18 protein-coding genes and 1 tRNA gene are annotated in these 17,165 nt (G+C 70.1%); 14 read left to right on the forward strand and 5 right to left on the reverse strand.

The features are described from left to right. The first annotated feature begins 143 nt into the window (after window positions 1–143). From rsmI to QM621_RS13905, 7 genes are all read left to right on the forward strand, one after another. On the forward strand, window positions 144–971 hold the full coding sequence (gene rsmI, locus QM621_RS13875) for a 16S rRNA (cytidine(1402)-2'-O)-methyltransferase (protein ID WP_414990980.1): 828 nt from the start codon (window positions 144–146) through the stop codon (window positions 969–971). Between the two features lie 102 nt (window positions 972–1,073). Continuing rightward, window positions 1,074–2,648 carry a methionine--tRNA ligase gene (gene metG / locus QM621_RS13880; protein ID WP_414990981.1) on the forward strand — a complete coding sequence of 525 codons (1,575 nt, stop codon included), beginning with the start codon at window positions 1,074–1,076 and terminating at the stop codon, window positions 2,646–2,648. Between the two features lies 1 nt (window position 2,649). Continuing rightward, entirely contained in the window at window positions 2,650–3,516 is an 867-nt protein-coding gene (locus QM621_RS13885) for a TatD family hydrolase (protein ID WP_414990982.1), read from the forward strand. Window positions 3,517–3,623: 107 nt separating this feature from the next. Next, window positions 3,624–4,781, forward strand: coding sequence for a ubiquitin-like domain-containing protein (locus tag QM621_RS13890; protein WP_414990983.1), 1,158 nt, complete (start codon window positions 3,624–3,626; stop codon window positions 4,779–4,781). A gap of 20 nt (window positions 4,782–4,801) precedes the next feature. Continuing rightward, window positions 4,802–5,638 (forward strand): 16S rRNA (adenine(1518)-N(6)/adenine(1519)-N(6))-dimethyltransferase RsmA, encoded by an 837-nt coding sequence (rsmA, locus tag QM621_RS13895; protein WP_414990984.1) that lies wholly within the window; start codon window positions 4,802–4,804, stop codon window positions 5,636–5,638. A 28-nt stretch (window positions 5,639–5,666) separates the two neighbouring features. Then, window positions 5,667–6,578 carry a 4-(cytidine 5'-diphospho)-2-C-methyl-D-erythritol kinase gene (locus QM621_RS13900; RefSeq protein ID WP_414990985.1) on the forward strand — a complete coding sequence of 304 codons (912 nt, stop codon included), beginning with the start codon at window positions 5,667–5,669 and terminating at the stop codon, window positions 6,576–6,578. 83 nt (window positions 6,579–6,661) lie between these two features. Beyond that, the gene (locus tag QM621_RS13905; RefSeq protein WP_414990986.1) at window positions 6,662–7,141 is read left to right on the forward strand and encodes an NINE protein; all 480 of its coding nucleotides are present in this window, start codon (window positions 6,662–6,664) and stop codon (window positions 7,139–7,141) included. A 147-nt stretch (window positions 7,142–7,288) separates the two neighbouring features. Here QM621_RS13905 and QM621_RS13910 read toward each other — a convergent pair whose 3' ends face one another. The 4 genes from QM621_RS13910 to QM621_RS13925 all read right to left on the reverse strand — a co-directional run bounded on the left by QM621_RS13910 (window position 7,289) and on the right by QM621_RS13925 (window position 11,162). Beyond that, complete coding sequence (locus QM621_RS13910; protein ID WP_414990987.1) at window positions 7,289–7,858, reverse strand: hypothetical protein; 570 nt, start codon at window positions 7,856–7,858, stop codon at window positions 7,289–7,291. A 198-nt stretch (window positions 7,859–8,056) separates the two neighbouring features. Further along, window positions 8,057–8,824, reverse strand: coding sequence for an enoyl-CoA hydratase/isomerase family protein (locus QM621_RS13915; RefSeq protein ID WP_414990988.1), 768 nt, complete (start codon window positions 8,822–8,824; stop codon window positions 8,057–8,059). 28 nt (window positions 8,825–8,852) lie between these two features. Beyond that, window positions 8,853–10,643, reverse strand: a complete 1,791-nt coding sequence (locus QM621_RS13920; RefSeq protein WP_414990989.1) for an ABC-F family ATP-binding cassette domain-containing protein — start codon at window positions 10,641–10,643, stop codon at window positions 8,853–8,855. 15 nt (window positions 10,644–10,658) lie between these two features. Next, complete coding sequence (locus QM621_RS13925; RefSeq protein ID WP_414990990.1) at window positions 10,659–11,162, reverse strand: MarR family winged helix-turn-helix transcriptional regulator; 504 nt, start codon at window positions 11,160–11,162, stop codon at window positions 10,659–10,661. Between the two features lie 94 nt (window positions 11,163–11,256). Between QM621_RS13925 and QM621_RS13930 the strand changes: the two genes are divergently transcribed. From QM621_RS13930 to QM621_RS13960, 7 genes are all read left to right on the forward strand, one after another. Beyond that, window positions 11,257–11,338, forward strand: a tRNA-Gln gene (locus QM621_RS13930). A gap of 139 nt (window positions 11,339–11,477) precedes the next feature. After that, on the forward strand, window positions 11,478–11,780 hold the full coding sequence (locus QM621_RS13935) for a hypothetical protein (protein WP_414990991.1): 303 nt from the start codon (window positions 11,478–11,480) through the stop codon (window positions 11,778–11,780). Beyond that, entirely contained in the window at window positions 11,777–12,100 is a 324-nt protein-coding gene (locus QM621_RS13940) for a type II toxin-antitoxin system PemK/MazF family toxin (RefSeq protein ID WP_414990992.1), read from the forward strand. The genes QM621_RS13935 and QM621_RS13940 overlap by 4 nt, the downstream gene beginning before the upstream one ends. A 27-nt stretch (window positions 12,101–12,127) precedes the next feature. After that, complete coding sequence (glmU, locus tag QM621_RS13945; RefSeq protein ID WP_414990993.1) at window positions 12,128–13,558, forward strand: bifunctional UDP-N-acetylglucosamine diphosphorylase/glucosamine-1-phosphate N-acetyltransferase GlmU; 1,431 nt, start codon at window positions 12,128–12,130, stop codon at window positions 13,556–13,558. Continuing rightward, complete coding sequence (locus QM621_RS13950) at window positions 13,555–14,550, forward strand: ribose-phosphate diphosphokinase (protein WP_414990994.1); 996 nt, start codon at window positions 13,555–13,557, stop codon at window positions 14,548–14,550. The genes glmU and QM621_RS13950 overlap by 4 nt, the downstream gene beginning before the upstream one ends. A gap of 4 nt (window positions 14,551–14,554) precedes the next feature. After that, complete coding sequence (locus QM621_RS13955; RefSeq protein ID WP_414990995.1) at window positions 14,555–15,499, forward strand: glycoside hydrolase family 6 protein; 945 nt, start codon at window positions 14,555–14,557, stop codon at window positions 15,497–15,499. A 39-nt stretch (window positions 15,500–15,538) separates the two neighbouring features. After that, window positions 15,539–16,444: a response regulator transcription factor gene (locus QM621_RS13960; RefSeq protein ID WP_414990996.1), complete on the forward strand. Its 906-nt coding sequence runs from the start codon at window positions 15,539–15,541 to the stop codon at window positions 16,442–16,444. Here the strand turns inward: QM621_RS13960 and QM621_RS13965 are convergent, their stop codons facing one another. After that, window positions 16,445–17,164, reverse strand: a complete 720-nt coding sequence (locus QM621_RS13965; RefSeq protein ID WP_414990997.1) for a hypothetical protein — start codon at window positions 17,162–17,164, stop codon at window positions 16,445–16,447. Window position 17,165: the final 1 nt, after the last annotated feature.

Below are 17,165 nucleotides of genomic sequence, written 5' to 3' on the forward strand. Positions count from 1 at the left end.
CCCCTGGGGCGGTGAGTTGTCCACCTTGGCCCCTACGCCGGTGGCACACCCCCCCTATGCGCGCTCATTGGGTGGTTGAGCCACCAATGGCCACGGTGAGGTGGATAACTCACCGCCTGATGGGGAAGTGGGACGATGCGGACATGCTGATCCTCGCGGGAACGCCCATCGGACAGGTCGCGGACGCGTCGAGCCGCCTCGGCCCCGCACTGGAGTCCGCCGACGTCATCGCGGCCGAGGACACGCGCCGGCTGTCGCGGCTGGCCTCGGACCTGGGAGTGCGCCCGACGGGCAAGGTCGTGTCCTTCTTCGAGGGCAACGAGCAGGCGCGCACGGTCGAGCTGGCCGAGCGGCTGGTCGCGGGCGACACGATCGTGTTGGTGACCGACGCGGGCATGCCGAGCGTGTCCGACCCGGGCTACCGGCTGGTCGCGGCGGCGGTCGGGGCCGGGGTCGAGGTGAGCGTCATCCCGGGACCGTCGGCGGTGCTGACCGCGCTGGCGATCTCGGGGCTGCCGGTCGACCGCTTCGCCTTCGAGGGCTTCCCACCGCGCAAGGCCGGGGCGCGCGACAAGGCGTTCGCCGAGCTGGCCTCCGAGCGGCGCACGCTGGTGTTCTTCGAGTCGCCGCACCGCACGGCCGCGACGCTCGCCTCGATGCGCGACGCTTTCGGGGCCGACCGTCCCGCCGTCGTGTGCCGGGAGCTGACCAAGACCTATGAGGAAGTCGTGCGCGGACCGCTCGCGGAGTTGGTCGCATGGGCCGAGTCCCAGGAGCACGGGGTGCGCGGCGAGGTCACCCTGGTCGTCTCCGGCGCCCCCGACGAGCCGGTCGACCTCAGCCCGGCGTCGCTCGCCGCGCTGGTCGAGGCCGCCCGCGCCGACGGCATGAGCCGCAAGGACGCCGTCGCCCACGTCGTCGCCGCCACCGGCGCCCCCAAGAACACCGTCTACGCCGCCGCCCACGGCTAGCGTCCTCCCCAGATTTGCGCCAAGTTCAACCGAATCCGGGGGCACATTCGGTTGAACTTGCCGCAAATCTGGGAAGAGAGGTGACCACATAGGATGGGTGGCATGTCAGATCGGACGTTCTACGTCACCACGCCCATTTACTACGTCAACGACGCGCCCCACATCGGGCACGGGTACACCACGACGATGGGCGACGTGTTGACCCGCTGGCACCGGCAGCGCGGCGAGCGAGTCTGGTACCTGACCGGCGTCGACGAGCACGGCCAGAAGGTGCTGCGCAAGGCCGAGGCGAACGGCGTCGACCCGCAGGAGTGGGTCGACGGCCTCGTCGAGCGCGAGTGGAAGCCGATGCTGGAGACCATCGACGCCGCCAACGACGACTTCATCCGCACCTCCGAGGAGCGGCACCAGGTCGGCGTCCAGGCGTTCTGGCAACGGCTCCAGGACAACGGCGCGGTCTACAAGGGCGAGTTCTCCGGCTGGTACTCGGTCGGCTCGGAGGAGTTCGTCGGCGATGACGATGTGAAGGACGGAGAGGGCGACGACGCGGGCCACAAGGTCTCCGCGCTCGACGGCTCGCGGCTGGAGCACATGACCGAGACGAACTACTTCTTCCGGCTCGGCGACTACCAGCAGCAGTTGCTCGACTTCTACGAGGCGCACCCCGACTTCATCGCGCCCGCCTCGGCGCGCAACGAGGTCGTCAGCTTCGTCTCGCGCGGCCTGACCGACCTGTCCATCTCGCGCTCCACCTTCGACTGGGGCATCGGCGTCCCGTGGGACGACGACCACATCTTCTACGTGTGGATCGAGGCGCTGCTCAACTACGTCACCGCCATCGGCTACGGCGACGACGAGGCGCGCTTCGAGGAGCTGTGGCCCGCCGACGTGCACATCGTCGGCAAGGACATCGTCCGCTTCCACGCGATCATCTGGCCGGCGATGCTGATGGCCGCCGGGCTGCCGATCCCGCACCGGGTGTTCGCGCACGGCTGGATCCTCGTCGGCGGCGAGAAGATGTCCAAGAGCAAGGCCAACGGCATCCACCCGAACGAGATCGTCGCGACCTTCGGCTCGGACGCCTACCGCTACTACTTCTCCCGCGCGCTGACCTTCGGCAACGACGGCTCGATCTCCTGGGAGGACATCGGCGCGCGCTACCACGCCGAGCTCGCCAACGGCCTGGGCAACCTCGCCTCGCGGGCCGCGGCGATGGTGGCTAAGTACTTCGACGGCCAGTTGCCGGCGAGTGGTGAGACGACCGAGGCGGAGCAGGCCGTGATCGACCTCGTGCGCCAGGCCACCGCCGACGCCGAGGCCGCCATCGACGCCGTCGCCCCGCACGACGCGGTCGCGTCGGTGTGGCGGGTCGTCGACGCGCTCAACGGCTACGTCACCGAGCAGCAGCCCTGGCAGGTCGCCAAGGACGAGTCCCAGCGCGACCGGCTCGGCACGATCCTCAACACGACGGTCGAGGGTCTGCGGGCGCTCGCGGTGCTGCTGCACCCGGTCATCCCGAAGGCGACGCGCGTGCTGTGGCAGTCGGTCGGCGGCCAGAGGCTCGGTGACCTCGCCGACCAGCGCGTCGCCGACGCCCCGCGCTGGGGCCAGATTCCCGTCGGCACGCCGATCGTCAAGACCGCCCCGCTCTTCCCGCGCATCGAGCTGGGGGACTGAGGTGTCGGCGGACTGGCCGTGGCCGGACGCGCCGGAGCCGCTGCCGCACCCGGTGGTCGACAACCACTGCCACCTCGACCACCGGATCAAGGGCGGGCTGCTGATCGATGTGCCCGACGCGCTCGACCGGGCCGCCGCCGTCGGGGTGCCGCGCATCGTGCAGGTCGGCTGCGACCTGGAGGGCTCGCGCTGGGCCGTCGAGGCCGCCCGGGCCCACGAGCCCGTCGTGGCCGCCGTCGCCCTGCACCCCAACGAGGCGCCGCTCTTGGCGGAGAAGGGCGAGTTGGACTCAGCCATCGCCGAGATCGACGCGCTCGCCGCCGACCCCCACGTCCGGGCGGTCGGCGAGACCGGCCTCGACTACTTCCGCACCGGCGAAGGCGGACGTGAGACGCAGCACCACTCCTTCCGCGAGCACATCCGTATCGCCAAGAAGCACGACCGAGCGCTCGTCATCCACGACCGTGACGCCCACGCCGACGTCCTCGCGATCCTCGACGACGAGGGCCTGCCGGAGCGGACGGTCTTCCACTGCTTCTCCGGCGACGCCGGCTTCGCCCGGGCCTGCGTCGAACGGGGCGCCTACCTCTCCTTCTCGGGCACCGTGACGTTCTCCAACGCCCCGGAACTGCGCGATGCGCTCAAGATCACACCGGCCGACCGGGTCCTCGTCGAGACCGACGCGCCGTTCCTGACGCCGACGCCGCACCGGGGCCGTCCGAACGCCTCCTTCCTCATCCCGTTCACCCTGCGAAACATGGCCGAAACACGAGGTGACGACCTCGCCGACCTGTGTCGTCAGATCGATGAGAACACCGACCGCGCCTTCGGCGGGCCGTGGCCGCGTCACAGTCTCCCCTCAGCCTGATTCAGCGGGATCTTGGGGAAAACGGCTTGACGGACCCTCCTGTCCGGTTACTCTGGAACGGCTGACCGAGCGCTGAGAAGCGTGTGCCAACAGACGAGGAAAGCAGCTTGAAGTTCCCTCATATCATCTCTGACCGACTGGCCCTCCTGGGCCGCTTGACCCACCGGGACGACGGAGTCGCCAAAGCCCCCTGGCTGATCGCGCTCCACGTGTTCGTGCTCACCGTGCTCGCGGGAGGCGCCGCCGCTTACGCGTCCATGAGCGAGACCGTCGACGTCACGGTCGAGGGCAAGACCGAGACCGTCCGCACCTTCGACGACAGCGTCGCCGAGGTGCTCGACTCCCGCGGCGTGAAGCTCGCCGACAAGGACAAGGTGAGCGTCGAGCTCGGCTCCGCGCCGGACTCCGACGAGCCGATCGTCGTCGAGTACGCCAAGCCCGTCACCGTGGCCGTCGACGGCGAGGCCGTCGAGGAGGTCACCTACGCCCCGACCGTCGGCGAACTGCTCGACGAGCACGAGGTGGAGGTGCCCGAGGGCGCCTACGTGTCGGCAGAGGAGGACGAGAGGATCCCGCGCGACGGCCTCGAGGTCGTCGTCAGCACGCCGAAGAAGGTGTCGATCACCGCCGACGGCCAGACCCAAGAGTTCGAGACCACCGCGCCCACGGTGGGCGAGGCTCTGGAGGAGGCCGGTGTCACCCTCGACGAGGACGACGAGGTCGTGCCCGCCGCCGAGACCCTCGTCACTCCCGACGCGGCGCTGAAGGTCGTGCGCATCGTCAAGGAGCAGCGCACCGAGGAGGTCGAGGTCCCGTTCGAGACCGAGACCCAGGAGGACCCCGAGGCCTACGAGGGCGAGAAGACCGTCGTCACCGAGGGCGTGCCCGGCAAGGCCACCGAGACGGTCGACATCGTGACGGCCGACGGCCAGCAGCGCGACCGCGTCGTGGTGGAGCGGGTCGTCTCGCTGGAGCCGGTCACCCAGGTCGAGAAGGTCGGCACGAAGGAGCGTCCGGCCGTCGACATGGGCGGTGTCTGGGGCGCCCTCGCCCAGTGCGAGTCCGGCGGCAACCCGGCGACGAACACCGGCAACGGGTTCTACGGCCTGTACCAGTTCTCTGCGAGCACCTGGCGTGCGATGGGCGGATCCGGCCTGCCGTCGGAGGCCTCTGCGGAGGAGCAGACGATGCGCGCTCAGCAGTTGCAGGCACGATCCGGCTGGGGCCAGTGGCCCGGCTGCGCAGCGAAGCTGGGGCTCCTCTGAGCAACCCGCCGCTCCCACCTGTGCGCCTCCTCGGCGCGGCCGACGTCCGTCGGCTCGCCGAGGGGGCGTCGGTGCGTCCGACGAAGCAGCGCGGCCAGAACTTCGTCGTCGACGGCAACACCGTGCGTCGCATCGTCCGGGTCTCCGGCGTCACCGCCGCCGACGTCGTGTTGGAGGTGGGGCCGGGCCTCGGCTCGCTGACCCTCGCGCTGGCCGAGACGGCTCGCCGGGTCGTGGCCGTCGAGGTGGACGAGACGTTGGCGGACCTCTTGCCGTCGACCTTGGCCGAGCACGCGCCCGGGCGCGACGTCGAGGTCGTGCTGGCCGACGCGATGCGCATCGACGAGCTGCCCGGACCCGCGCCGACGGCCCTCGTCGCGAACCTGCCCTACAACGTCTCGGTCCCGGTGCTGCTGCACGTGCTGCGGCGCTACGAGTCGATCACGCGGGCGCTCGTCATGGTGCAGGCCGAGGTCGCGCACCGGCTGGCGGCGGGACCGGGCTCGCGCACCTATGGCGTGCCGAGCGTCAAGGCCGCCTGGTACGGCCGGGTCGAGGCGGCGGGAACGGTCGGGCGCGGCGTGTTCTGGCCGGTGCCCAACGTCGACTCCGAGCTGGTCGCCTGGACGCGTCACGCCGAGCCGATGGGAGACGAGGCGGTCCGCCTGAGAACCTTCGCGGTCGTCGACGCCGCTTTCGCCCAGCGCCGCAAGACCCTGCGTTCGGCGCTCTCCGGGTTGGCCGGGTCGGGGGTGGCCGCCGAGGCGGCGCTCCTCGCGGCGGGCGTCGACCCGCGGACCCGGGGCGAGCAGTTGGACGTGCGCGCCTTCCGTGCGATCGCCGACCACCTCGACTAAGAACCACCCCGGACACTACGTTGGTCGTGTGAAGGCGATCAGCGTGCGGGCTCCGGCCAAGATCAACCTCGGCTTGTCGGTGGGTCCTGTGCGCGAGGACGGCTTCCACGAGCTCGCCACCGTCTATCTGGCGCTCGACTTGCACGACGTGGTCCGGGTGACGCCCCGCGAGGACGAGCAGATCACCGTCGACGCCTACACCCGCTCGCAGAAGTCGCCCGACGCGGGCATCCCGCTCGGCCCCGACAACCTCGCGGTGCGGGCGGTCGAGCTGCTGCGCGAGGCGACTGGCGTGCGCGCCGGCCTCGACCTCGTCATCGAGAAGAACATCCCCGTTGCCGGAGGCATGGCGGGCGGCTCGGCCGACGCCGCCGCCGCGCTGGTCGGCGCGAATGTCGCGCTGGAGCTGGGGCTGACCCGCGACGACCTGGAGCCGTTGGCCGCCCAGTTGGGCTCAGACGTCCCCTTCCTGCTGCACGGCGGCATCGCGGTCGGCACGGGGCGCGGAGAGCAGGTCATGCCGGTGCTCGCCCGCGGGCGCTACAGCTTCCTCATCGCCGTCTCTGACACGGGTCTGTCGACGCCGGAGGTCTACCGGGAGTACGACCGGCTCGTCCCCGACCCGGAGCCGCCGGGCCTCTCCTCGGAGCTGATGACCGCGCTGCGCAGCGGTGACACCGAACTGCTGTCGGCGTTCATGGTCAATGACTTGGAGCCCGCCGCGCTGTCGCTGCGGCCCGAGCTCGACGAGGTGCTGCAGTGCGGCCTCGACGCCGGGGCCGCGGCGGGCATCGTCTCCGGCTCGGGGCCGACCTGCGTGTTCCTGTTGGAGCCGGGCGACGACGTCGAGCTGATGTCGGTCGAGCTGTGGGACGCGCCGGGGGTCTCTGCGGTGGTTACCGCGCACGGCCCGGCTCAGGGCGTCCGCGTCATCGGCTGAGATATCCAGGTCCGCTCTTCCGCTCTTCAAAGGGCCGCTCCTCATTGACAAAAACGCTCGGGGGGGGGGTAGCGTCCGCGCGCATGGAGTTCCTGTTTGTCATTGCCCCGGTGACGGTGATTTTTCTCATCGTGTTGACAATCGCCTTGTCGAAGTGGCGCGCTGAGCCGTTCGTTCCTATGTCGATGCCCGAGGGGCGTTATGAGGCCGTGGTGATGGGGCAGCGCCTGGCACCCATGGACGCCGCAGGACTTCGGGCGCTGGTTGGACTGGGGCAAGTGGTGCCTGAGACGCAGCTGTCGCGTGACGGCGGGGAGTATTTCCCCGCAGGTCAGGTGCCGGGACTTTCCGGGCAGGCCAGCGACAAGCAGTTCATGACGGCGGTGTTGTTGGCGATCTTCGCTGGTGGCCTCGGCGTCGACCGCTTCTACCTCGGTTATCCGGGTCTCGGCGTCCTCAAACTGCTGACCTGCGGCGGCCTGGGTCTTTGGTCGCTCATCGACCTGATCCTCATCGCCACCGGCAAGCTCGACGCTGCCGACGGCCGTCCGCTGCGTCGCTGACGCCTTGTGTGCGGAAAGCTTGGCTCTCTCCGGACATGCGTGCTAGCGTCAAAGCAACGCCCACCCCTGCTGGGGGATCGGGAAGTGGAGGCCGGACCCCCCGCCGGACGACGGGAGCCGGCCTCCGCGTCTGTCCAGACGCTGATCTCAGAGGCGGATGACTCGGTAGGAGTCGCCGAGGCGCCTGGCCCAATGAGCGGTGCCGGCGCGCTGGTCAGCGAGTGTCATGCCCGCCACCGCGTCGGGGAGCCAGAGCAGTGGTTCGTCGAGCGGTGTGGTGAAAGCGACGCGGAGGTGGTCGCTGATGGTCTGGCTGCCTCGCAAGGTCTCGACCATGTAGTGGTCGCGACGGTCTGAGGCTGGCTGACGCGATTCGAGCCAGCATCGTACGACCTGCGTTTGGTCGAGTTCGTAGAGCAGCCGCTCCAGGCACTTGCGGCGAGCACGCTCCTGACGTTTCGCTTCCGCAGGAGCGATCACGGCGAGATGTTTTAGGTCCATGGTCGAGATGGCGGTGACGATGGTGTCTCGACGACGAGAGTTCTCGTCACGCCAATGTAGTCGCGGTTGTCCGGGGAACACCAAGTCTCGTAGCCCGTTGCGGAGGGAGTTCTCGGCCGATGGCTGAGTGACACTCGCGGCGAGGATATAGAAGCCGGGGCCTTCATGACTGACCTCGACAGACTCGTCGATCCAGGCATGGAGGGCTTCAGGCATGCGGTCACGTTAGGCGTTGCCGGCTATTCCGGCCAGTGTCCACCAGGCCGATGTGTGGATAACTGGCGCCATGCCGTTGGGTCTGCTACGTTCGACGTATTGCCCACCCCTGCTGGGGGATCGGGAAGTGGAGGCCGGACCCCCCGCCGTGGGCGGGAGCCGGCCTCAGCGCTGTTCAGGGAGCTTTCGACGCCGCCGTCACCGCTTGAGGAAGCGGTTGATGAGACCTTGCGTCGGTTCGGTCGAGACCATGTGGGAGATGGTCTCGGCCTCGTCGTCGAGGTGTGGGGCGAGGTCGCGTGACCACGACGAGCGGACCAGGCGGCGGGCCTGGGCCAGCGCCTCGGCCGGACGCTGCGCGAGACGGGCCGCCTCGACGCGGGCCACCTCCAACGGGTCGTCGTCGGTGATCGTCGAGACGATGCCGAGGCGTTCGGCCTCCTCGGCGTCGACCGGGCGGGCGGTCAGCAGCAGCTCGGCGGCCCGGCGCTGGCCGACCACACGCGGCAGCAGCCAGGACATGCCGCCGTCAGGGGTCAGGCCGACCGAGGTGTACGCGGTGACGAACTTCGCCGAACGCGCCGCGACCACCACGTCCGCGCCGAGTACGAACGACAGGCCGATGCCCGCCGCCGCGCCCTGCACGGCCACGACGACCGGCTTGCCGTCAGGCGCGTCGAGTGCCTTCACCGCCAGATGCGCGATCCGCGCCAACTCCGCGAGCGCCGCCTGAGGATCGGGCGCGTCGACCATCGAGGCCAGGTCGCCGCCCGCGCTGAAACGAGCGCCCTCCCCGGCCAGCAGGATCACATGGACGTCGGCGTCGGCCAACGCTTGCTCGACGGTGGCCTGGAAGCTCTGTGCCAGCGGCAGGTCGAAGGCGTTGGCGGCGTCCGGCCGCCGCAGCGTGATCTCCGCGACATGGTCGGTGACGGCGTAGCTGACGAGATCCTCGGTGGCGGTCATGCGTGCATTCTGCCCGACGCGATCGGCCTCAGCCGAGCAGGTCGGACAGCTCCAGCCAGCGCTCCTCGCGCTCGGCGACCTCGTCCTCCAGAGCGCGCAACTCCTCGCTGAGGCGGGTCAGGCCCGCGTAGTCGCTCTGGTCGTGGTCGGCCATGCGCTGATGTAAGACCTCGATTTCACTGGCTAGCTTGTCGAGGCGGCGTTCGGCGGCGGCCAGCTCCTTCTGGGCGGTGCGGCGCTCGGCCCCCGAGAGGCCTGGCGTCGCGGGCGCGGCGGGCTCGCTCGCGGCGAGCGGTGCGAGCGTGGACTCCTGGGGCTGGCCGGCCCGCAGCCGCAGGTACTCGTCGACGCCGCCGGGCACATGGCGCAGCCGGCCGTCGAGGATCGCGTACTGCTGGTCGGTGACGCGCTCCAACAGATAACGGTCGTGCGAGACGACGATGAGGGTGCCCGGCCAGGAGTCGAGCACGTCCTCCATCGCGGCGAGCATGTCGGCGTCCACGTCGTTCGTCGGCTCGTCGAGGGCGATCACATTCGGCTCGCCGAGCAGCAGGAGCAGCAGTTGCAGGCGGCGCTTCTGCCCGCCGGACAGGTCGTCGACCCGCGCCGACAGGTGCTCGCGGGCGAAGCCGAGCCGTTCCAGCAACTGCGCCGGGGTGAGCTCGCGGCCGTCGATGGTGAACGACGCCTGCGTGCGGGCCAGCACCTCGCGGACCCGGTTGCCGCCGATCTCGGCCAACTGGCTGAACTGCTGGTCGAGAATGCCGATCTCGACGGTCTTGCCGTGTTTGACCCGGCCGGCGGTCGGCGCGAGCGTGCCGCAGATCAGGCCGAGCAGCGTCGACTTGCCCGACCCGTTCGGACCGAGGATCCCGGTGCGCTCGCCGGGGCCGATCCGCCAGGTGACGTCGCGCAAGATCTCACGGTCGTCGAAGGTCACGCCGACGTCGATCAGGTCGACGACGTCCTTGCCGAGCCGGGCGACGGCGAGCCGCTGCAGGCTGATCGGGTCGCGCACCGGCGGCACGTCCTCGATGAGCTGGTTGGCCGCGTCGATGCGGAACTTCGGCTTGCTGGTGCGAGCGGGGGCGCCGCGCCGCAGCCAGGCGAGCTCCTTGCGCATGAGGTTCTGCCGTTTCGACTCGGTGGCGGCCGCGATCCGGTCGCGTTCGACCCGCTGCAAGACATAGGCCGCGTAGCCGCCCTCGAAGGGCTCGACGATGCGGTCGTGGACCTCCCAGGTGGTCGTGCAGACCTCGTCGAGGAACCAGCGGTCGTGGGTGATGACGAGCAGACCGCCGGCGTTCTTGGCCCACCGGGTCTTCACGTGCTCGGCGAGCCAGCCGATGGCCTCGACGTCGAGGTGGTTGGTCGGCTCGTCGAGCGCCAGCACCTCCCAGTCGCCGACGAGCAGCGCGGCGAGCGCGACGCGGCGGCGCTGGCCGCCGGACAGGTCGCCGATCCGGGCCGACCAGTCGAGGTCGCTGACCAGTCCGGCGAGCACGTTCCTGACCTTCGCGTCGCCGGCCCACTCGTGCTCGGGGGTGTCGCCGACGATGGCGTGCCCGACGGTCGTGTCGTCGTCGAGCTCGTCGCTCTGCCCGAGCATTCCCAGTCGGACGTCGCGGCGGTAGGTGACGCGGCCCTCGTCGGGCTCGACCCGTCCGGCGAGGATGCCGAGCAGGCTCGACTTGCCCTCGCCGTTGCGGCCGACGATGCCGACGCGCATGCCCTCGTCGAGCCCGATGGTGACGTCCTCGAGCACGTCACGGGTCGGATAGGACAGGTGCAGGCCTTCGGCCCCGAGGAGATGCGCCACCGGGACAGCCTAGGTTCAGGACGCCTGATCGTCGAAGCGGTGGGTGAGTGCGCGCAGGTCGGCGGCGAGACGGTCGCGGTCCGTGGCGTCGAGGTCGTCGAGGAGCGCGGCCTCGCGAGTGAGGAGTTCGGCGAGGGCGTCGTCGACGCGCGCCGCGCCCTCGGCGGTGAGCCGGACGAGCACGCCGCGCCGGTCGCCGGGGTCGGCGCGCCGCTCGACGAGTTCACGGGCGACGAGCCGGTCGATGCGGTTGGTCATGGTGCCGCTGGTGACCAGCGTCTCGGCGACGAGGCGGCTGGGGGAGAGCTCGTAGTCGCCGCCCGCGCGTCGCAGCGCGGCGAGCACGTCGAACTCCCAGGAGTCGAGGCCGTGGGCCTTGAAGGCCTCTTTGCGGGCGCGGTCGAGATGGTGGGCGAGCCGCGAGACGCGGCTGAGCACCTGCATGGGCGAGGCGTCGAGGTCGGGGCGCTCGCGCCGCCAGGCCTCGACGATCTCGTCGACTTCGTCCGTCTCGGGCATGCCGATACGGTACTGCTCAAGATTCTTGATGTCGAGATATCTCACGGGCGTCGGCCGGAGCGCCGGGCCTCGCGGGTAATCTGATCCCTCACGATCCCCGGTTGGTCTGCCGGCAGGGCCCGCCTGACTTTGAATCAGGACAAGCGACGTAGGTTCGACTCCTACCCGGGGAGCCAGATCTCCTGATGTCTCGGCATGGACGTCGGCTCACTCGTCGGAGTCCTTCGGCTCTATGGTTGGAGGCTGTCACACATCTGTCACGCGGGAACGTGCTATTCGTTGGCAGCGGTGGACATCTGCTGCATAATGTGATGCATGGATACGGTGCAGCGCTCAACTCGTAAGTCGCTTCCGCTGACCGAACGGGATGTGAGAGAACTCGCCGCCCTGCGCGCATCGGCTTCGCATCGGGCGGCGCTGATGGACTTGTCGGGAGTCGACCTGACGGAGGGCAGCAGTGAGGCGGCGGTGTTGCACGCCGTGTGGGAAGCCGGTTTGAAAGCGGTGCTCGAACGACTTGAGGATGCGGGCTACGCCGAGATGGCGGCGGAGCGTGATCAGGATCGTCATCAGCGGGTGGCTCGCCGTCGGCGCCCTGAGTGGGCCGACGAGGCATGAGTCCGTGGCCGCTCGTGCGCGGGCAGGTGGTGCGCGCCGACATCGGGCTGAACGAGCCGAAGTTATTCGTGATCGTCTCGAACAACCGACGGAATCAGCGTCTTCGTGATGTGTTGGCGGTGAGGTTGACGACCAGCCGGAAGCCTTCGATCCCCAGTATCGTCGAACTGGACGAGACGGGTGTCGCCGGGAGAGCGGTGTGTGACGACATCGTGGGACTGTACGAGGACGAGATCATCGGGTTGGTGGCGGCTTTGTCTCCAGGCGCGATGCGGCGGGTGGATCAAGGACTGGCCGCCGCGTTGGGGCTGGGTGACTGAGCGACGGTCGGCTTCTACACTTACCGGGTGTCTGAACAAGTGACGGCCATCGTGTTGGCCGCGGGCGCGGGGACTCGGATGAGGTCGCGTCTGCCGAAGGTGCTCCATGAGATCGGCGGACGACCGCTCGTCGGCCACGCGCTGCACGCGGTGCGCGAGCTGGGCGTGGCCCGCACGGTCGCCGTCATCGGCCACGGCCGCGAGCTGGTCGCCGAGGTGGTCAGTGGCATCGACGCCGACGTCGTGCAGGTGGTCCAGGAGGAGCAGCTCGGCACCGGCCACGCGGTCAAGATCGCGCTCGATGCCCTCGACGAGGCCCCCGACGGCACCGTGCTCGTCACCTACGGCGACGTGCCGCTGCTGACCGCCGACACGCTCACCGCCCTCCTCGACGACCACCGCCAGGCCGGCCGCGCCGTCACCATCCTCAGCGCCGAGCCCGAGGACCCCACCGGCTACGGACGCATCATCCGCGACGACTCCGGCAACGTCCTCGCCATCCGTGAGCACCGCGACGCCAGCGACGACGAGCGGGCCGTCCGGGAGATCAACAGCGGCGTCCTCGCCGTCGCCGCCGACTTCCTGCGCGCTGCCGTCGACGCGCTGCGCACCGACAACGACCAGGGCGAGCTGTACCTGACCGACATCGTCGCGCACGCCGTCGGCGACGGCCTCCCCGTCGGCGCGCACGTCCTGGAGGACGTCTGGCAGACCGAGGGCGTCAACGACCGCGTCCAGCTCGCCACCCTCGGCCGGGTCCTCAACGACCGGCTCGTCGAGCACTGGATGCGTCAAGGCGTCACCGTGGTCGACCCCGCGACGACCTGGATCGACTCAGGCGTCACCCTCGCGCCCGACGTCACGATCCTGCCCGGCACGCAACTGCTCGGCGCCACGACCGTCGCCGAGGGCGCGACCATCGGCCCCGACACCACGCTGCGCAACGTCGAGGTCGGCGAGGGCGCGAGCGTCGTGCGCACGCACGGCTCCGACGCGGTCATCGCGGCGAACGCCACGGTCGGCCCCTTCTCCTACCTGCGCCCCGGCACGGTGCTGGGCGAGGGCGGCAAGATCGGCGCCTTCGTCGAGACCAAGAACACCACCATCGGCGCCGGCGCCAAGGTCCCGCACCTGAGCTACATGGGCGACGCCGAGATCGGCGAGGGCGCCAACGTCGGCGCCGGCAGCATCACCGCCAACTACGACGGCGTGGACAAGCACCGCACGACGATCGGCAGGCACGCCCGCACCGGCTCGGGCAACGTCTTCGTCGCGCCGGTCCAGATCGCCGACGGCGCCTACACCGCCGCCGGGACCACCGTCCGCTCCGACGTCGCGTCGGGGGCGCTCGCCGTCGGCGAGGGCGGACAGAGGATGATCGACGGGTGGGTCGAGGCCAGACGACCCGGCACCTCGTCCGCCGAGGCCGCACGTCAAGCACGGGAGAACCGCGAGTGAGCACCGAGCCTACGTCCACCTCGTCCGCCAAGCTCACCCCGACGAAGAACCTGATGCTCTTCTCGGGCCGCGCCCACCCGGTGCTCGCCCAGCAGGTGGCCGAGCTGCTGGGCGTCGACCTCGTGCCGACCACCGCCTACGACTTCGCCAACGGCGAGATCTATGTGCGTTTCGACGAGTCGGTGCGCGGCTGCGACGCCTTCGTCATTCAGAGCCACTCCGCGCCGATCAACGAGGCGATCATGGAGCAGCTCATCATGATCGACGCGCTCAAGCGGGCCTCGGCCAAGAGCATCACCGTGGTGCTGCCGTTCTACGGCTACGCCCGTCAGGACAAGAAGCACCTCGGCCGCGAGCCCATCTCGGCCCGCCTCGTCGCCGACCTCTTCCTCGCCGCCGGCGCCGACCGGCTCATGACGGTCGACCTGCACACCGCGCAGATCCAGGGCTTCTTCGACGGCCCGGTCGACCACCTGTTGGCCATGCCGATCCTCACCAAGCACGTCAAAGAGAAGTACGCCGACCGTGAGCTGGCCGTCGTCTCGCCCGACGCCGGCCGCATCAAGGTGGCCGAGTCGTGGGCGAACTCGCTCGGCGGTGCGCCGCTGGCCTTCATCCACAAGACGCGCGACGTCACCCGCCCGAACGAGACCAAGGCCAACCGTGTGGTCGGCGAGGTCAAGGGCCGCACCTGCATCCTCGTCGACGACCTCATCGACACCGGCGGCACGATCGTCCAGGCCGCCGAGGCGCTGATGGCCGAGGGCGCCGCCGAGGTGGTCATCGCCGCCACGCACGCGGTGTTCTCCGGCCCGGCCGTCCAGCGGCTGCGCGACTCCTCGGCCGTCGAGGTCATCATCACCAACACGCTTCCGCTGAAGGACGACCACCGCTTCGACAAGCTCACCGAGCTGTCGATCGCGCCGCTGTTCGCCCAGGCCATCTCGGCGGTCTTCGAGGACGGCTCGGTCACGAGCCTGTTCAAGGAGTAAGCTCGTGGCCACTGCGGCGCGCCGGGGGCTGTCCGCGGCGATCGCGGCGGTGATCCTTCTCGTGGCGTCCTCCTGCCTCTCCCGCGACGACAACCCCTTCGCGGGGCGGGACGGCTACGTCTGGCCGGGCTCGGCGGCGGCGACCGCAGCGGAAGAGGCGACCGGCTCCGAGGCCGAGGCGCTGCGCCACATCGCCTCGACCCCGACCGCGGTCTGGCTGACGCCAGAAGCCCATCCGCGAGGTGAGGCGGCCGAGTTCGTCTCCGAGATCGTCCGGGACGCCGACGGCCGGCTCGTCGTGTTCGTCGTCTACGGCGTCACCGCGCGCGACTGCGTGGACGGGGAGTCCTCCGGCGGCCTGCCCGCCGACGACTACCGAGCCTGGGTCGAGGAGATCGCAGGAGCCCTCGACGGGGACCCCGTCGTGGTCGTCGAGCCGGACGCGCTCGGCACGCTGGCCGAGTGCGGCGACGAGGACGAGCGCCTCGATCTGTTGGACTTCGCGGTCGGCGAGCTGAGCGGACCCGCCTCGGTCTACCTCGACGCCGGGCACTCCGACTGGATCGACGCTGACACCATGGCCGACCGCTTGCGTCGAGCGGGCGTCGAACAGGCGCGCGGCTTCAGCCTGAACGTGGCGAACTATCAGAGCGACGCCCACGAGCTGGCCTACGCCGAGCAGATCCGCGAGAGCCTGCCCGAGGCCCACTACATCGTCGACTCCAGCCGCAACGGCCGCGGCGCCGTGCCCGGCGAGTGGTGCAATGTCGAGGGCCGCGCGCTCGGCGTGACCTCGGCGGCCGTCGAGGACGGCTCCGCGCTCGACGCGCGCTGGTGGGTCAAGCCGCCCGGCGAGAGCGACGGGCAGTGCCGGGGCGGTCCGCCCGCCGGCGAGTTCTCGGTCTCCCTCGCAGTGGAACTGGCCCGTGGGGCGGGCGTCGGCGGGTGAGATTGGGCTGAACGGCCATCTGTTCGTTACGGTCGGAGCATGAACTCATCGAGCAGGCGGCGCGTCGCGGTCGTCATCGAGGACGACGCGGACATCCGCGAGCTGCTGCGGGCGATCCTGACGCAGAGCGGCTTCGAGCCGGTGTTGACGGGCAGCGGCGAGGAGGGGATCGCGGCGGTGCGCGCCCACGAGCCGGTGCTCACCACGCTCGACGTCAACATGCCCGGCATGGACGGTTTCGCGGTCGCCAAGCGGCTGCGCGAGTTCAGCGACACCTACATCATCATGCTCACCGGCCAGTCCGACGAGATCGACGTGGTGCAGGGGCTCGACTCCGGCGCCGACGACTATGTGGTCAAGCCCTTCCGGCCGCGCGAGCTGCGGGCGCGGATCGAGTCGCTGCTGCGCCGCCCGAGGACGGCCGCTCCCGCAGAGGAGGCGCCCGCGCCCGTCTCGGTCATCGCCGAGCCCGTCGTCCGTCCCGCGGTTCCGGTCGTCCCCGCTGTGACGCCGCCGCCCGCACGAGCCCCGGAGCCCGCAGCCCCGGCGCCGCCGGTCGCGACCGTGCCTCAGCAGACCCCGGCGGCCAGCGTCGCCGCCCCCGCTGCGACGGTCGGCGACGACGCGCTCTCGTGGAAGGGGCTCACCGTCAACGTCGCGACCAGGGTCGCCACGGTCGACGGTCGCGCCGTCGACCTCACCCGCAGCGAGTTCGACCTGCTCGCCGCGCTGCTGTCGTCGGGGCGACGGGTCCGCTCCAAGGCCGACCTCGTGCTGACCCTGCGCGGCGAGGGCTACGTCACCACGTACTTCGTCAACGACGCCGACAAGCGGGCCGTCGAGACCCATATGGCGAACCTGCGTCGCAAGATCGGCGACTCCAGCACCACGCCGCGCTGGATCGAGACGGTGCGCGGTGTGGGCTACCGGCTGGCGGAGGACTGATCAGTCCCGCTCCTCGGGCGCGTCCTCGTTCACATTCGTCGTCTCCTTGTCGGAGTCGAAGATCACGATGGGGATCTCGACGTCGATGGTGTGCCGGTTGAGCTCCGCCGAGCCAGCGGTGTTCTGCGCCCACACATCGGCGCGGAACTGCAGCGTCACCATGCGCACCGACGGGTCGAGGTCGCCGATGACCTGGTCGCGCAACTCGAACGCTCCCTTCGGCGAGGTGATGACCATGCCGTACTGGGGGTCGGCGAGCGGCTCGGGGTCGAAGGTGATGCGGGCCGGCTGCTCGTCGAGCCGGTAGGGCTCCAGGCCGACGGTCTCCCCGTCGGCGTCGACGGCGACCGACGTGATCGTGAGGCGCTCGAAGAAGACCATGCGCTTGGTCGCGTACGGGTCGCGCTCGTCCCGGTCGGTGTCGTAGGCGGTCATCGACATCGTGAAGAATTTGTCGCCCTTCGGGTACCACTCGTGGGTGTACGGGGTGGCGTCCGTCGGGTACATCGTCAACACGAAGTCGATCCCGTCGATCGTCGTGTGCGACATGAAGGTGCCGTTGTCGGTGAACATCGAGCCGGTGGCCTCCTCCGGGCCGACCGTCGGGGTGGTCGCCGAGGGCACGGGGGCCGGCTTCTTATCCGCGGGGTCGTCCAGTCCGCAGGCGGTGAGCGAGGCGAGCAGCGCGAGGGCGGCCACGGACGCGAGGCGACGGTTCATG

It is taken from the genome of Aeromicrobium sp. (assembly GCF_047606445.1).
Lineage (GTDB): Bacteria > Actinomycetota > Actinomycetes > Propionibacteriales > Nocardioidaceae > Aeromicrobium.

Bases quoted from the DNA above. Each gene is read 5' to 3' on its own strand.
- rsmI (WP_414990980.1), top strand. From the start codon at position 144: ATGCTGATCCTCGCGGGAACGCCCATCGGACAGGTCGCGGACGCGTCG.
- metG (WP_414990981.1), top strand. From the start codon at position 1,074: ATGTCAGATCGGACGTTCTACGTCACCACGCCCATTTACTACGTCAAC.
- QM621_RS13905 (WP_414990986.1), top strand. From the start codon at position 6,662: ATGGAGTTCCTGTTTGTCATTGCCCCGGTGACGGTGATTTTTCTCATC.
- QM621_RS13910 (WP_414990987.1), bottom strand. From the start codon at position 7,858: ATGCCTGAAGCCCTCCATGCCTGGATCGACGAGTCTGTCGAGGTCAGT.
- QM621_RS13915 (WP_414990988.1), bottom strand. From the start codon at position 8,824: ATGACCGCCACCGAGGATCTCGTCAGCTACGCCGTCACCGACCATGTC.
- QM621_RS13925 (WP_414990990.1), bottom strand. From the start codon at position 11,162: ATGCCCGAGACGGACGAAGTCGACGAGATCGTCGAGGCCTGGCGGCGC.
- QM621_RS13935 (WP_414990991.1), top strand. From the start codon at position 11,478: ATGGATACGGTGCAGCGCTCAACTCGTAAGTCGCTTCCGCTGACCGAA.
- QM621_RS13940 (WP_414990992.1), top strand. From the start codon at position 11,777: ATGAGTCCGTGGCCGCTCGTGCGCGGGCAGGTGGTGCGCGCCGACATC.
- QM621_RS13960 (WP_414990996.1), top strand. From the start codon at position 15,539: ATGAACTCATCGAGCAGGCGGCGCGTCGCGGTCGTCATCGAGGACGAC.
- QM621_RS13965 (WP_414990997.1), bottom strand. From the start codon at position 17,164: ATGAACCGTCGCCTCGCGTCCGTGGCCGCCCTCGCGCTGCTCGCCTCG.